Source organism: Alphaproteobacteria bacterium LSUCC0396, assembly GCA_041228345.1.
Taxonomy (GTDB): Bacteria; Pseudomonadota; Alphaproteobacteria; order Puniceispirillales; family Puniceispirillaceae; genus UBA3439.
In genome coordinates, this window is sequence record CP166131.1 from 257,236 (window position 1) to 270,792 (window position 13,557).

Below are 13,557 nucleotides of genomic sequence, written 5' to 3' on the forward strand. Positions count from 1 at the left end.
TCCTCTCATGAAAACGTAAATGACGGGCCGCCCGTTCACCCTCGCCGCCCGTTTAGCCTGCACGCCTACACTGCACGCTTATTCTGCACGTCTAGACTATTTTATCTAGAAACTAACCGCGCGTGCATATTGGTTGGGCACAGATGATGTACTGCGCAGCGCCTTGGCCGCCCGCCATGTCCAATGCGGGTCACGCAGAAATTCACGTGCCAACGCCACCAAATCAGCCTGCCCTGTGCGAATAATGGTCTCGGCCTGCAACGGATCAGTAATCATCCCTACGGCAATGACCGGCATCTCGACCGCGTCACGGATCTGTTTCGCAAGATCGGTCTGATAGCCATAGCCAATGTCGATTTTCTGCGCCAATGAATTACCGCCACTTGAAACATGGATCGAGGCACAGCCGGCCGCATCAAGCGCCTTGGCAAACTCTATGGTTTGCAAAACGTCCCAGCCGCCATCAACCCAATCTGATGCTGACACCCGCACCAGCACTGGCATTTCAGCCGGCACAACCGCCTTAACCGCTGCAAAAACCTCTAGCGGATAGCGCATCCGGTTTTCCAACGAACCGCCATAGGCATCATCACGCTGGTTGCTGATCGGCGACAGGAACTGATGAAGAAGATAGCCATGGGCGGCGTGCAGCTCGATCGCATCAATGCCCATTCTAACGGCACGCTCAGCAGATGAGACAAACCCCTCTTTAATCCGCGCCAAACCAGCATCATCCAATGCCTCGGGTGTGTGCCAGCCCTCGGCAAACGGGATTGCCGATGGCGCAAATGTCGGCCAAGCGGCTTGGGGAGTTGAGCCATCGGCCGGCAATGCATTACCGCCTTCCCATGGGCGCTGGCTTGATGCTTTGCGGCCAGCATGACCAAGCTGGATACCAATTTTGCTATGCCCAACCGATTTACAGAAATCAACGACCCGCTTCATCGCTGCTTCATTTTCATCCGAATATAGCCCGACACAGCCATGCGTGATGCGCCCAGCCGCCTCAACCCCCGTTGCCTCGATAATGATCAGCCCCGGCCCACTCATCGCAAATTGTCCCAAATTTGCCAGATGCCAGTCATTCATCGTTCCATCGATGGCTGAATATTGGCACATTGGTGCCACCACAACACGGTTAGCAAGGCCTAATCCAGACAGTTTGATCGGGGTAAATAGACGGCTAGACATAAATTTTGCTCCTAAAAAATAAGTGACCTGAACGCGTGTTCACCGGATGCGCATATTGTAATGAAACCGGTGGATATTACCACTAAATCTGCCCCGAAAACCCGCCAGTCCCAGTCCCCCCCCCCGTGAGCGTGGGCATAGGTTTTGGTATTTATCGGCTATCTAGCGGCAGCCTCCCCCCTTTTATGCGCGCCACATTTGGTCGCGGTAAAAGGAATAAAGACCAGTAGCAACGACAATGATTGCGCCGATCCATGTCCAGCTATCCGGCCATTCACCAAACAGCAACGCACCAAGCGCGATTGCCCATACCAGACCAACATATCGAAATGGCGCGACAAAACTCAGATCGCCAAATCGCATTGTCATCACCTGAAAAAAATAACCTGCAGCGACGCTAAGGCCGCAGAATGACAGAACAAGCCAATTATAAGGGCTGATTATTTGCCACGGTATCGTCACTGTAACGGCACCACTAAAAAGGCAAACAGCAGCGGCTGTAAACAATGCTGCAAATAGTGCTGGTACGCGGTTTGGCAGATGGCGTGTTACCGCATCATTCAGCGTGGCAAAACCCACAGCACCAACAGCAAGCGTTGAATAGACGTTAAAATCATCCGTCCCGGGACGAATAACCATCAACACGCCGCAAAACCCGATAATGACCGCACTCCAACGCCGCCATCCGATCATTTCACCAAGAAACAGCGTTGCGACGACAGTAAGCGATAAGGGCACCACCTGCATGATCGCCGAGACATTGGCAATCGGCATATGCGCAAGCGCCGTCAAAAAACAGCTTGCCATGCCGATTTGCGCCGCCGCTCGAACCGATAACAAGCCGAAATCCGCGAAACCCAGACGAACAAAAAGACAGTCGCGGTACCATGCCAAAGCCGCAATAATCGGCACCGCCACAGTGCCGCGCAAAAACATCGCCTGAAATACCGACATGTCAACGAACAGGAATTTCATGAAAATGTCGTTAGTGACAAAGGCAACACGTGCAACTGTCATTAAAACGGCGCCTTTGGCATTAGCAGATATCATAAAAAGACCCCGTTACTGCGGTAACAGGGCCTATTAAGCAACCTTGCCGCCGTTAGGGCAATAGCTTTTCGATATAGCGCGGCAGGCTAAAGGCAGCTTTGTGAACGGCTGGCGTATAATAGTTGAGATCAAGATTTGCGGCATCAAGACGTGCGCGCAAAACCTCGACATCGACAGTCTTCGCGGCGGTTGCATCACTGCCCCACCCAAACGCCATTGGGCCACCAGCATAGGTTGGAATACTGGCAACATAGCATCCCCAGTCAGCAAAAAGCGCTTGAAAAGCGCGCATTGTACCGGTCAATTCATCCGGCTGCATGAACGGAACACCATTTTGCGTAACCAGAATACCGCCCTCAGCCAGACGGCGTTTCGCGTGACCATAAAAACTGTCGGTAAACAGCACCTCGCCCGGGCCAACAGGATCAGTCGAATCAATGATTATAACGTCAAACTGATCAGGTGAATTCGCCATGAAATCAGCGCCATCAGCAATCACTAAATTCAGGCGCGGGTCATCAAAAGCACCATTTGACAGGCTTGGCAGATAGGTCTTTGAAAACTCCACAACCCCGGCGTCGATTTCAACCATTGTGACGTTTACAACCGATTTATGGCGCAAAACTTCACGCGCCATGCCGCCGTCACCCCCGCCGATCACCAGAACATTGCGAACATTGCCATGCGCCAGAATTGGCACATGAGTCAGCATTTCGTGATAGATAAACTCGTCGCCTTGAGTTGTCTGCACAACACCATCAAGCGTTAGCACACGACCAAACCGCTTATTCTCGAACACCTGAATATGTTGCAGGCTGCTGTTATTGTCATAAAGGACATTTTCAACGGCGAGTGACTGCGCATAATCACCATGCAGGGTTTCGGTAAAGCGCGCGCTCATAGCATTGCCCCCACAACGCCATCACCGCGCAGTAATTCACGGACCCGAATGTCGTTTGTGTCAAACGCATCGGCCAAAACGCCAACCGCGTTCCATGGCTGGGCATCACCGCACATAAACACATCAAACGCGGCATACCCAATTTCCGGCCATGTATGAACCGAAATATGGCTTTCTGCCAGAACCGCGACACCAGAAACGCCTTGCGGGCTGAATTTATGCGTATGAATATGAAGCAGTGTTGCGCCACATTCATCAACACAACGCCGAAACGCCGATTGTATCAGGTCCTCATCATCAAGACCCTTCCCGTCCACCACCTCGATAATCAGGTGCGTTCCGGCAAAGACCTTGCCATCACGACGGATGAAATGATCCTCCCGCGCCTCGTCGGTAACCAGTTTCAATCCGTGGTTAGGTTTTTGTGTATGTTGGTTACGCGCAGCAGCATTGCTGCAGTCGATATCTTCCGCTTGGGCGCCCGTTGCCAGACCTATCCCCAGTTGGAAAAGGTTGGCGTTATCCATGACGCACCCCTTCTTGAACTAGTAGATGAACCAGCAATGCCTTAGCGCCCCCCATGTAAGAATAGCTATGAGCTGGGGTCGGTCATCGCAACGCGCATCCGTTAGCGATCTTGTCATGAAAGCACAAGCAATAAATTTCAAATTTCTAATATTTATTTCGCGTCATCTTAGTTTTTTCGGCTTACACCATCGCGCCATTTTCATAAAAAGAGGCTTGACCATAATGCTTGGTTACGGCTAACCCTCTGACGAGCGGCATATTAGCCTTGGATTAGCCGCGCCACTTTGATTGCGCGGCAGCGTCGCAGCACGAGGATGAAATGGACAATTTAAAAGCGCTTGGACAAGCCTCAAAATTACCAAACAGCCCGGAAGAGGCCGAATTGGAACGCGTGCCTAATCCGCACCCTGATTGTAATTTTGTTGCGCGTTTTACCCAGCCGGAATTCACCTCGCTCTGCCCGGTGACAGCTCAGCCTGATTTTGCGCATTTGGTGATTGATTACATCCCCGATCAATGGATGGTCGAGTCAAAGTCGCTAAAGCTATATCTTGGCAGCTTTCGCAACCATCAGGCCTTTCACGAGGCCTGCACAGTCGATATTGCCAAGGAACTCATCGCGCTGTTATCACCGCGGTGGCTGCGGATTGGCGGATATTGGTACCCGCGTGGCGGCATTCCAATTGATGTGTTCTGGCAACATGGCACAATCCCCGAAGGCACATGGGTGCCGGATCAGGGCGTTGCCGGTTACCGTGGGCGCGGCTAGCTGTTTTGCCGCTGGACGACATAACGGCATAACCGGTCAACCGACCCATGCAGCAATAGCGTAAGCACTGCCAACACAATCAATGCGGCAAACATCAGATCGATTTTCGCCCGGCCATTTGCCAGCAACATTAAATAACCCAGCCCTTGCGATGCCCCGACCCATTCGCCAATGATCGCGCCAATCGGGGCATAGACGGCCGCCAGACGCAGGCCAGATGCCAATGCCGGTATTGCGGCTGGAATCCGGATATGTCGCATGATATGCCACGATCGCGCCTGCATTACCTTGGCAAGATCAAGCATGCCGCGCGGCGTCTGCATCAACCCGTCAAAAAACGCAGATGTTACTGGAAAATAAATAATCAGCAGCGCCATGATGATTTTTGGCCATAACCCATAGCCGAGCCACAATGTTAGAACCGGTGCCAGCGCAAATACCGGCAATGCCTGACTAAGCACCATCATCGGACGAACCACCAGCCGCGCCAGTGGCGACATCGCAAGACTGATGGCCGTTACCACCCCCAAAAGCGTCCCGAGCAATAGCCCGATCATCACCTCGGCCATAGTCACGCTGGCATGATGCCCAATTAATTCCAGATTGCTGAAAAGTGCCGTCGCCACGCGCGCTGGTGATGGCAAAATAAATGCCGGCAGGCCTGTTGCCAAAACCAGAAAATGCCACAGCAATAGGATCAATGCTGTTACGCCAGCGATGCGAAGCGCCCGGATCATAGCATCTCACGCAGCAGCCGCAAAAGCCGCCCCTGACAAGCCAGAACATCAGGCGCGTCATAATCACGAATTACCCTAGATGATGGTGGCTCAATAGATTGCAACCCGTTCACATTCATCACAAATATGACATCGCCAAGACGTGCCGCCTCGCCCGGATCATGGGTAATCAAACAAACAGTCTTGCCAGCAAAAAGCCGTGCCGCCAGTTCCTGCATTTCGGCTCTGATCTTGGCGTCAAGCGCCGAAAACGGTTCATCAAGAAGGACAATTGGCCGCTCCTCCATCAAGGTGCGCGCCAATGCAACCCGTTGCCGCTGGCCGCCAGATAAGGCATTGGGCTTTTTATGACGATGCGGGGTCAAGCCAACCTGCTCGATCAGCATCTCAGCCTTTTCTGACTGAATTTCATCGCCACGCAGCCTGCTGCCAATGACGATATTATCATGCACATCCAGCCACGGCATCAGGTTATCAGTTTGCGCCATAAGACTGATCCGGCCAGCAATCATCTGATGATCATCCGCCGAAATCTGCCCATCATGGTCGATATGATCCCTTAGACCAGCAAGCAACCGCAATATCGTTGTCTTGCCAACACCGGACGGCCCCAGCAGACAGGTCCATTTACCGGCGGCAATCGGCAGGTCTAGCTTATCAAAAATTTGCGTTCCGGCGATTTTGGCGCTGCCGGTAAATTGCAATGCCGGACTGGGGATGTCTGGCGGTGTTCCGGCTTTGCGACGCGGCGCCATTTTGACGTTTTTGCCGGTCACCCATCAAGTCCCATTTGCCAAAACCCAGCCTCAAGCCGTGTTGCGGTAACAAACCGTTTACACAAAGCCGGCCATCGCGGACTGGCGGCTGGCTGGTCCCCCAGCCGGCACAAAACCGCCGCATCAATCAATGCACCCACATCATGGCAAACCTGCTGATAATCGCTGCCGCCATAGGTCTCGATCCAATCGCGATAAGGCGTTTTTTTATCCGCTGCCAGCAACCGTGCGCCAATCTCGCCATAGCCCAGAACACAAGGGGCCAAGGCCGCCATTAGATCCAGAAAATCGCCTGAATGTCCGGCATCCATGACATAGCGCGTATAGGCAATATTGGCGGTTGCCTCCTCGGCGGCGAATAAGGTCGCCTCATCAATGCCCGCCTCGGCACAAATACGGATATGCAAACTGATCTCGTCATTGACCAACGCATTTACCGTCGCCGCACAGGTGCGCATCTCTGCGACCTCATCAGCCTTGGTTACGGCCAATGCCCATGCGCGTGAGAAATGGATCAGGAACAGGTAATCTTGCACCAGATAATGCAAAAAGGCGGATTCAGGCAGGCTGCCATCGCCTAATTGCGTTACAAAATCATGGCAGACATAATCTTGCCACGCGGTACCACTCGCCGCTCGCCATGCGCCAAAACTTGCTCCGTAATCTGTCATTCTGCCCCCAGATCAACAGCAATTTTGGATACGGGACGGATATCCTTTAACAGGCCCGCTTCCTTTAAAAACGCCTCAAACCGGCTGTAGCGCCCCTCATCCAACGCCTCGGGACGCAACGCAAAACGCGGCAATGTATCATTCCACGCCCGCTTGTTCAGCTCGTCATCCAGTTCCTTGGCTGTCCCTTTGAAAATCTCCCAGCTTTCCTGAGGGTGATTGACGATATACTGGGTTGCAAGCTCGGTTGCCTGTAAAAAGCGGCGCACCACGTCTTTGTTCATACGGTCTGGATTGGCGACATAAATCAACTCGTCATAGGCTGGTAGCCCCTCTTCTTCGAGATAGAAACAGCGACCGGGGACGCCTTCAATATCCATTTGATTCAATTCAAAATTCCGAAAGGCTCCGATAACCGCATCGACCTGTTTTGACATCAGGGACGGTGACAGCGACCAATTGACATTCACCAGTTCAATATCAGACATAGCCAAGCCATTGCGCGCCAAAATCGTGGTTAATAGCGCCTCTTCAACACCGGCAACCGAAAAGCCAACTTTCTTGCCTTTCAAATCAGCCACTGTTTTGATGTTGCCATCTTTTAGCACCAGCAAACAGTTTAACGGCGTCGCGACTAGGGTTCCAACACGGATCAAGGGCATGCCCTCGGCAATTTGAAGATGCAATTGCGGCTGGTATGACACCGCCAGATCAGCCTTTCCGGCAGCAACAAGCTTTGGCGGATCAGCTGGATCAGCTGGCGCGATAACCTCAACCTCAAGGCCAGCATCGGCGAAGTAGCCCTTTTCCTGAGCGATGATAATCGGCCCATGATCAGGATTGATAAACCAGTCCAGCAACAGCGTGACCTGATCTTTAGCCTGCACTGGAGATGAACATAATAGAGCAAATATAACAATGAGATAACGATACATTTTAAACCTCTTTTTCCGTAAAATTTGGATCACCAACGGCGATTAATGAAATTACGCCCGGCCAAAAGCCAGACAATTTTTCCGCCGCCACCCAGGCCCGTTGTCCAGACCGGCAACAAAGCACAACGCGTGCGATGCCAGTGAGCGGTAAATCTGTGTTTATCTGATCAAGTGCAAGGCGCGTGGCACCGGGCGTTACCAGCCCCGCCTCATCCGGCGTCCTAAGATCAATCACGAAATCATGCGGCTGAATTTGAGATGGGCTGATGAAGGGCAACCCAGATTTAGGTTCTTCGGCGTGATCAAACCGAAACCCACCAAACCGGTTTCCAACCGCGTCATATGTAACCAACTGGCCCAGCGGCGATGGCTGCGCTCTGGTAATCGCCGCGATCGTCATTTGTGCCTGCAACGAACCGATAACACCGACGACCGGCCCTAGAACGCCATCTTCAGCACAACTGCCAAAACGCTGCGGCAAATCAGGAAAAACCGCGCGAAGACTTGGCGCCGTTTCGCAAAAACCGCCAACATAGCCGGCCATGCCAACCACCGAGGCGTGAATAAACGGCAGCCGCTTGACCAAACAATAATCCGAAATGCAATAGCTCACGGCAAAGCTGTCAGCACAATCAAGTACCAGATCAACCTCTGCTGCATAGGCACTGATCGTATCTGGCGTTACCTGAGCGGTGAGCGGCGTAATCTCGCAATCAGGATTTAACCGGGCCATATGGCTGGCCGCTGCCGACGCCTTTGCCATACCAAGGTCACTTGAGCGAAAAATCGTTTGGCGGTGCATATTTGTTACCGACACAATATCAGGATCGACCAGCCGGATATGACCAACCCCGGCTCCGGCCAGATACTGCAATACCGGACTTGCTAGCCCGCCAGCACCGACAATCAAAAGACGCGCCGCCGCAAGTTTGACCTGACCATCACTGCCAAATTCAGCAACACCGATTTGCCGGTCATACCTGCTCATCTGGTTACCTCTATCCAGCCTTTCAGGCGGGTTTCCGGAGCTTCGTTCAAGGTAATGTCGGTCACAACCGAAACAATATCCGCACCGGCTGCATAGACACCTTGTGCCCGGTCAATGTTCATTCCGCCAATGCCAACCAACGGCAGATCACCGATCCGGTCTTTCCATTGCCTTACACGGCCAAGCCCCTGTTCAACCCATTTCATTTTCTTCAGGATGGTTGGATAGACCGGTCCCAGCGCAACATAATCAGGCTGTTCAGCAAGCGCACGCTCCAGTTCTTCCTCATCATGCGTACTGATACCTATTTTAAGGCCGGCACGCCTAATCGCCGCCATATCCGCATCGCCAAGATCTTCCTGACCGAGATGGATCCACGAACAGCCAAGATCAATGGCAATTTCCCAGTAATCATTCACCACCATTGTGGCACCAGCGGCATCACATAATTGCTGGGCACGCTGCAAGCAAGCCCGTACCTCGGTGGCCGGTAAATCCTTTATCCGCATCTGCACCAGCTTTACCCCAAGCGGCAACATTCGTTGCAGCCAGTCAGGATGGTCAAAAATAGGGTAAAACCGGTCAAGGCCATGATCCAAACTCATTGAAGAAACGCCTTTCCAATTAAGGGGGTTGATGGCGCAGCCATATCGCGCGGTTCCATCGGATCAGCAGTTTTTGCCAGCTGACCAGCCTCGATGGCCTTGGCAAAGGCACAAGCCATTGCCACCGGATCACCAGCCTTGGCAACGGCGGTATTCAGCAACACCGCATCAAACCCCATCTCCATCGCCTGCGCCGCCTGAGATGGCAGACCGAGACCTGCATCAATCACCATCGGCACGTCCGGATATTGCGCGCGCAGGCTGCGCAGTCCATAGGGATTGATCAGCCCCAATCCGGTACCGATTGGCGCGCCCCACGGCATCAGAACTTCACACCCCGCATCCAGCAAACGCTCGGCAAGCACCAAATCTTCGGTGGTATAGGGAAACACCTTAAAACCGTCGCGGCATAGGATGGTTGCGGCCTCGACCAGACCGAATGGATCGGGTTGCAGGCTGTCGCTATGCCCGATGACCTCTAGCTTTATCCAGTCAGTTTCAAATAATTCACGCGCCATTTGCGCGGTTGTGACCGCTTCGCTGGCCGAGTGACAGCCGGCGGTATTGGGCAGAACCTGCACCCCCAATTCGCGAATAAGGCGCCAGAACCCCTCACCTGCCCGCGCACCGGCTGCCTCGCGGCGAACCGATACCGTAGCGACTGACGCCGCAGATTGACGAAACGCCGCATCAAGGATGGCTGGTGATGGATAATTTGCGGTGCCAAGCATAAAGGCGGTTGGCAATTCCACGCCATAAAAACTGCTCATATCATCCTCCTTGTCGCGGCGCGACAATTTCCACCGCATCACCGGCCTCAATCTGGCATGAGGCGCGTTGGCTAACCGGAACAAAATTTCCGTTTACCGCTGTCGCCACGCGCGAATCCCCATAGCCATTTTCCTGTAAAATCGCCTCAAGGTTGCGCCCAGCTACCTCTGTTGCAACACCGTTAATTGAAATTTTCATCCATTACCTCTGGGGTTTGACCCGAAAACAGATAATCGGCCGCCATTCGTGCCATTGCTGGTGCCAGCAAAAAACCATGTCGAAACAATCCGTTCACATAAAGCCGGTCACCGCGCCGTCTGATACGCGGTAAATTATCTGGAAACGCGGGGCGTGCATCAACGCCGATCTCCAAAATTTCAGCCTCGCCAAAGGCCGGATGCAACGCATAAGCGGCACTCAATAGCTCAAGCACCGAGCGCACAGTTGCCCCATTTCGGTTACCGGACTCGATTTGTGTGGCACCAAGCATGAATACACCATTACCGCGCGGCACCAGATAGATGGGGATTCGCGGATGCAGCAATCGAACCGGCCGCGATAGCTGGATATCGGCTGACCGGATCATCAGCATCTCACCCTTAACCCCGCGCAAATCGGTCAAAGCATCCGCCGCCGACAATCCGCGGCAGTCGATCTTGCTAATCGGTGACGGCGCTCCGGCCACATTATCATTATCCGGAAAATCCAGCCCATCCGCCGTTTCAATCGTGATATCGCGACTTTCCAGCTCGCCAACAAGACAGGCCAATGCATCACGCGGCGATAAATGCGCCTCGGTCGAGAAAAACAGCCCGCGCCGCGCACGCCCGGCCAAATCTGGCTCTAATCCGGCCACCCCATCTGAATCAACCCATTCATAATGCGATGTCCGGCGGGCAAACCGGTCAAGCTCACCGCCATCACGACCAAGCGCTAGCACCAGTGAGCCGTTCCGTTTGACATCAACATTATGCCGCTGCCACCAATCCGCAGCCTCCTGACCAAGCCGTACCACAGGCTCTTCAGCTGCCTCGCTCTCACAAAATGGCGCCAGCATCCCGCCAGCCCACCATGAGCAGCTATGTTCTGCCGGACGGCCATAGCGGTCAAACAACCGAAACGCCATGCCGCGTTCAGCCAGTTCAGCAGCGAGACAAAGCCCGGCAACGCCGCCACCAACGATCGTGATTTGCGGTTTTGCCAATGGCTATCTCCAGATTTCGTAAAAATGGTGAACTGGGCCATGCCCCTGACCGATGTCAAGATCGTCAGCAGCTTTGATCGCGCCATGCAACCAGCGATGTGCCGCACCAACCGCCGCATCCAGCGGCAGCGGTTTGGCCAGTCCGGCAGCGATTGCCGATGATAGCGAGCAGCCGGTGCCATGCGTGTTATCGGTGACAATCCGCGGCGCCTCAAAGATAGCGATTGTGTTGCTGGTTATCAGATAATCGTGACAAACCGCACCGTCGGCATGCCCGCCCTTCATCAACACCGCTGCTGGCCCTAGTGCCAACAACGCCTTGCCCTGCTCTTGTGGGCTCATATCATGCTGCCCCTCTAACAGGCGCGCCGCTTCAGGAATATTTGGCGTCAGCAGGCTGGCACGAGGCAAAAGCATTTCGGTCAAACAAGATACCGCATCATCCTGTAACAAGGCGTCACCCGATTTTGCCACCATGACCGGATCAAGCACAATCGGCCCATGATAATGCGCCAATGCACGCGCCACCGCCTCAATCACCGCTGGCGTTGCCAACATCCCGATTTTGATTGCATCAATGCGGATATCAGACAGAACAGCATCAATTTGTGCGCCAATCATCGCGGGAGATACCGCCTCAACATCGCTGACTAATCGCGTGTTTTGCGCCGTGATGGCGGTGATAACACTCGCGCCATAGACACCATGCGCGGAAAAACTTTTTAAATCAGCCTGAATACCAGCCCCGCCACCGCTGTCAGAACCGGCAATTGTTAACGCCGTTGCAACATGGCCTTGCGATTTTGTTTTGCCCATCAAAAATCCCACAAACAACAAAGTGACGTATGGATCGACGAGACATTTTGATCTGGATTAGTTTCCGATCTGGAAAGGTCTCCGTTCCCTACGCCAGTTTTAACTGGATCAGGTTCTATGGGTTAGCTCGCGCTTCTCAGCCCCGCCCCTGCCCCTACGGACAGCACCGAAGCACCCCAACAGAACCGACAGCCTAGCTAGGCTCTTGCGCAATTTCAAGCGGGAAGATCACGCGGCAGTTATCCGCCCTCGCGGTCTTTTTGCAAAAAACCGAAATTTTGCAAATTATTGCCAATGATATTTATAATTGAGCATTTAATTTCTTTTTATCGGATTTTTATCTTTTAAAAAGACAAAAAAATGCTATCAGACGGCAGTGATGCGATGGCGTTCCGAGGTGGGTTATGGACTTAATTATCGAGTGGCGTGACATTTATGGTGTGACAACAGTAGTTGTGGCGGCAGGGTTGCTTGCTGGCGGCCTGTTCGGCTGGCTTGCAGAGCGCAGCGACTATTGTGCGCGCTCGGCTTATGATGAGTTATTTTTGGCGACATCTAATCGGGCGAATTCCAATTTTGGCGCGATAAAATCTGCATCTAAGGATCGCGCCCCCTTCAATCAGCTATGGCAGGTGTCGATCGCCGCCCTATCAGCCATCATCGCGGTCAGCCTCCTGTCACAAATGGAACTGATCTCACTCGGTGGTGCTCGCCAGCATCAGGCACCGCTAAATCTGTTTGGCCTGTTTTTTGGAACGCTGGTCTTTGGCGTCGGGATGGGGCTAAGCCGTGGCTGTGTTTCGCGCCTCATTATCCTGTCCGGTCGCGGTAATGTTCGCGCATTCATTACGCTGATTTTCTTGGCGCTATTTTCATGGTCGGCGATCAGCGGCGTTCTAGCCGTACCAAGGATCACGCTTGCCAGCCTTGTTCAATTTGACTATTCGCCGATGCTATCCAACAGCCTCGTGGCAATCTGGGTACTGTTTTTACTGGCCGCTATTGTAATGATAGCGCGGCGCGGCGGGGCTGACCAACCGCTAAAGCGTGCCGTAATGGCGGGTCTTATTGGCCTTTTGGTGCCGGTTTGTTTTTTCATTACCGCGGTAATTGGCGCTGATGAGTTTGATCCGGTTCCGGTTGAGGGCCTGCGTTTCATTCTGCCGGTTGCTGATAGTCTTGGCTATTTCGTCTATTCAACAGCGCTTGCCCCTAAATTTGGGCTTGGCCTTGTTGGTGGCACGTTAATTGGGGCGACTTTATCGGCCAAACTTTCTGGCCGTATCGTGATTGAGGGCTTTAACAACGCGCCGCATCCGCTGCGCTATATTCTTGGTGCTTTCTGCATGGCCTTTGGCGGGGTTATCGCCGGTGGCTGCACAGTCGGCTGGCTTTTGACCGGTGGCAGTGTGCTAAACGGCGGGGTGCTTGTTGCCTTTGTCGGTTTCGGTCTTGGCAATTTATCGTTGCGCTTGTCATTTATTAGTGGCTTTCTTGAGGCAGATACTGCAGCGAGCAGCGTCTGATCAGGGCCTTGGTCGTCAGCTAGGTTATCGTCAGCTAGGTTATCGTCACAGCTTAACGTCAACACGCCCCTGATTATTAAGACCCGATA

The 13,557-nt window shown here is 53.3% G+C and carries 16 protein-coding genes and 1 riboswitch; of the genes, 2 read left to right on the forward strand and 14 right to left on the reverse strand.

Annotated features, from left to right (window positions below; genetic code table 11):
• Window positions 1-105 precede the first annotated feature (105 nt).
• The 4 genes from AB8881_01280 to speD all read right to left on the reverse strand — a co-directional run bounded on the left by AB8881_01280 (window position 106) and on the right by speD (window position 3,669).
• Complete coding sequence (locus AB8881_01280) at window positions 106-1,191, reverse strand: NADH:flavin oxidoreductase/NADH oxidase (protein XDZ63549.1); 1,086 nt, start codon at window positions 1,189-1,191, stop codon at window positions 106-108.
• A 183-nt stretch (window positions 1,192-1,374) separates the two neighbouring features.
• The gene (locus AB8881_01285) at window positions 1,375-2,241 is read right to left on the reverse strand and encodes a DMT family transporter (GenBank protein ID XDZ63550.1); all 867 of its coding nucleotides are present in this window, start codon (window positions 2,239-2,241) and stop codon (window positions 1,375-1,377) included.
• A 52-nt stretch (window positions 2,242-2,293) separates the two neighbouring features.
• Window positions 2,294-3,142, reverse strand: coding sequence for a polyamine aminopropyltransferase (gene speE / locus AB8881_01290; GenBank protein ID XDZ63551.1), 849 nt, complete (start codon window positions 3,140-3,142; stop codon window positions 2,294-2,296).
• Window positions 3,139-3,669: an adenosylmethionine decarboxylase gene (gene speD, locus AB8881_01295; GenBank protein ID XDZ63552.1), complete on the reverse strand. Its 531-nt coding sequence runs from the start codon at window positions 3,667-3,669 to the stop codon at window positions 3,139-3,141. The genes speE and speD overlap by 4 nt, the downstream gene beginning before the upstream one ends.
• Before the next feature lie 320 nt (window positions 3,670-3,989).
• Here speD and queF point away from each other — a divergent pair, with 320 nt between their 5' ends.
• The gene (gene queF, locus AB8881_01300; GenBank protein ID XDZ63553.1) at window positions 3,990-4,439 is read left to right on the forward strand and encodes a preQ(1) synthase; all 450 of its coding nucleotides are present in this window, start codon (window positions 3,990-3,992) and stop codon (window positions 4,437-4,439) included.
• Here the strand turns inward: queF and AB8881_01305 are convergent.
• The 10 genes from AB8881_01305 to thiD are packed head-to-tail and all read right to left on the reverse strand — an operon-like array spanning window position 4,436 to window position 11,942.
• Complete coding sequence (locus AB8881_01305; GenBank protein XDZ63554.1) at window positions 4,436-5,176, reverse strand: ABC transporter permease; 741 nt, start codon at window positions 5,174-5,176, stop codon at window positions 4,436-4,438. The genes queF and AB8881_01305 overlap by 4 nt on opposite strands.
• Window positions 5,173-5,931 (reverse strand): ABC transporter ATP-binding protein, encoded by a 759-nt coding sequence (locus AB8881_01310; protein ID XDZ64483.1) that lies wholly within the window; start codon window positions 5,929-5,931, stop codon window positions 5,173-5,175. Before AB8881_01310 ends, AB8881_01305 begins: the two co-directional genes overlap by 4 nt.
• Before the next feature lie 17 nt (window positions 5,932-5,948).
• Complete coding sequence (gene tenA, locus AB8881_01315) at window positions 5,949-6,623, reverse strand: thiaminase II (GenBank protein XDZ63555.1); 675 nt, start codon at window positions 6,621-6,623, stop codon at window positions 5,949-5,951.
• A complete protein-coding gene (locus AB8881_01320; GenBank protein ID XDZ63556.1) occupies window positions 6,620-7,558 on the reverse strand; it encodes an ABC transporter substrate-binding protein in 939 nt (312 codons plus the stop codon). Before AB8881_01320 ends, tenA begins: the two co-directional genes overlap by 4 nt.
• Before the next feature lies 1 nt (window position 7,559).
• Window positions 7,560-8,546, reverse strand: a complete 987-nt coding sequence (locus tag AB8881_01325) for a ThiF family adenylyltransferase (GenBank protein XDZ63557.1) — start codon at window positions 8,544-8,546, stop codon at window positions 7,560-7,562.
• Complete coding sequence (locus AB8881_01330; protein ID XDZ63558.1) at window positions 8,543-9,151, reverse strand: thiamine phosphate synthase; 609 nt, start codon at window positions 9,149-9,151, stop codon at window positions 8,543-8,545. Before AB8881_01330 ends, AB8881_01325 begins: the two co-directional genes overlap by 4 nt.
• Window positions 9,148-9,921 (reverse strand): thiazole synthase, encoded by a 774-nt coding sequence (locus tag AB8881_01335; GenBank protein ID XDZ63559.1) that lies wholly within the window; start codon window positions 9,919-9,921, stop codon window positions 9,148-9,150. Before AB8881_01335 ends, AB8881_01330 begins: the two co-directional genes overlap by 4 nt.
• Before the next feature lies 1 nt (window position 9,922).
• Entirely contained in the window at window positions 9,923-10,120 is a 198-nt protein-coding gene (gene thiS / locus AB8881_01340; protein ID XDZ63560.1) for a sulfur carrier protein ThiS, read from the reverse strand.
• Entirely contained in the window at window positions 10,104-11,126 is a 1,023-nt protein-coding gene (locus AB8881_01345; protein ID XDZ63561.1) for an FAD-dependent oxidoreductase, read from the reverse strand. Before AB8881_01345 ends, thiS begins: the two co-directional genes overlap by 17 nt.
• Before the next feature lie 3 nt (window positions 11,127-11,129).
• Complete coding sequence (gene thiD, locus AB8881_01350) at window positions 11,130-11,942, reverse strand: bifunctional hydroxymethylpyrimidine kinase/phosphomethylpyrimidine kinase (protein XDZ63562.1); 813 nt, start codon at window positions 11,940-11,942, stop codon at window positions 11,130-11,132.
• Between the two features lie 68 nt (window positions 11,943-12,010).
• Window positions 12,011-12,131, reverse strand: a riboswitch (TPP riboswitch).
• A 215-nt stretch (window positions 12,132-12,346) separates the two neighbouring features.
• Here thiD and AB8881_01355 point away from each other — a divergent pair.
• Window positions 12,347-13,468, forward strand: coding sequence for a YeeE/YedE family protein (locus AB8881_01355; GenBank protein XDZ63563.1), 1,122 nt, complete (start codon window positions 12,347-12,349; stop codon window positions 13,466-13,468).
• Window positions 13,469-13,557: the final 89 nt, after the last annotated feature.

Coding starts and splice junctions, on each gene's coding strand:
- AB8881_01310 (XDZ64483.1), bottom strand. CDS start 5,931: ATGGCGCCGCGTCGCAAAGCCGGAACACCGCCAGACATCCCCAGTCCG.
- AB8881_01320 (XDZ63556.1), bottom strand. CDS start 7,558: ATGTATCGTTATCTCATTGTTATATTTGCTCTATTATGTTCATCTCCA.
- speE (XDZ63551.1), bottom strand. CDS start 3,142: ATGAGCGCGCGCTTTACCGAAACCCTGCATGGTGATTATGCGCAGTCA.
- thiD (XDZ63562.1), bottom strand. CDS start 11,942: ATGGGCAAAACAAAATCGCAAGGCCATGTTGCAACGGCGTTAACAATT.
- AB8881_01280 (XDZ63549.1), bottom strand. CDS start 1,191: ATGTCTAGCCGTCTATTTACCCCGATCAAACTGTCTGGATTAGGCCTT.
- tenA (XDZ63555.1), bottom strand. CDS start 6,623: ATGACAGATTACGGAGCAAGTTTTGGCGCATGGCGAGCGGCGAGTGGT.
- AB8881_01355 (XDZ63563.1), top strand. CDS start 12,347: ATGGACTTAATTATCGAGTGGCGTGACATTTATGGTGTGACAACAGTA.
- queF (XDZ63553.1), top strand. CDS start 3,990: ATGGACAATTTAAAAGCGCTTGGACAAGCCTCAAAATTACCAAACAGC.
- AB8881_01285 (XDZ63550.1), bottom strand. CDS start 2,241: ATGATATCTGCTAATGCCAAAGGCGCCGTTTTAATGACAGTTGCACGT.
- thiS (XDZ63560.1), bottom strand. CDS start 10,120: ATGAAAATTTCAATTAACGGTGTTGCAACAGAGGTAGCTGGGCGCAAC.
- AB8881_01330 (XDZ63558.1), bottom strand. CDS start 9,151: ATGAGTTTGGATCATGGCCTTGACCGGTTTTACCCTATTTTTGACCAT.
- AB8881_01325 (XDZ63557.1), bottom strand. CDS start 8,546: ATGAGCAGGTATGACCGGCAAATCGGTGTTGCTGAATTTGGCAGTGAT.
- AB8881_01305 (XDZ63554.1), bottom strand. CDS start 5,176: ATGATCCGGGCGCTTCGCATCGCTGGCGTAACAGCATTGATCCTATTG.
- speD (XDZ63552.1), bottom strand. CDS start 3,669: ATGGATAACGCCAACCTTTTCCAACTGGGGATAGGTCTGGCAACGGGC.
- AB8881_01335 (XDZ63559.1), bottom strand. CDS start 9,921: ATGAGCAGTTTTTATGGCGTGGAATTGCCAACCGCCTTTATGCTTGGC.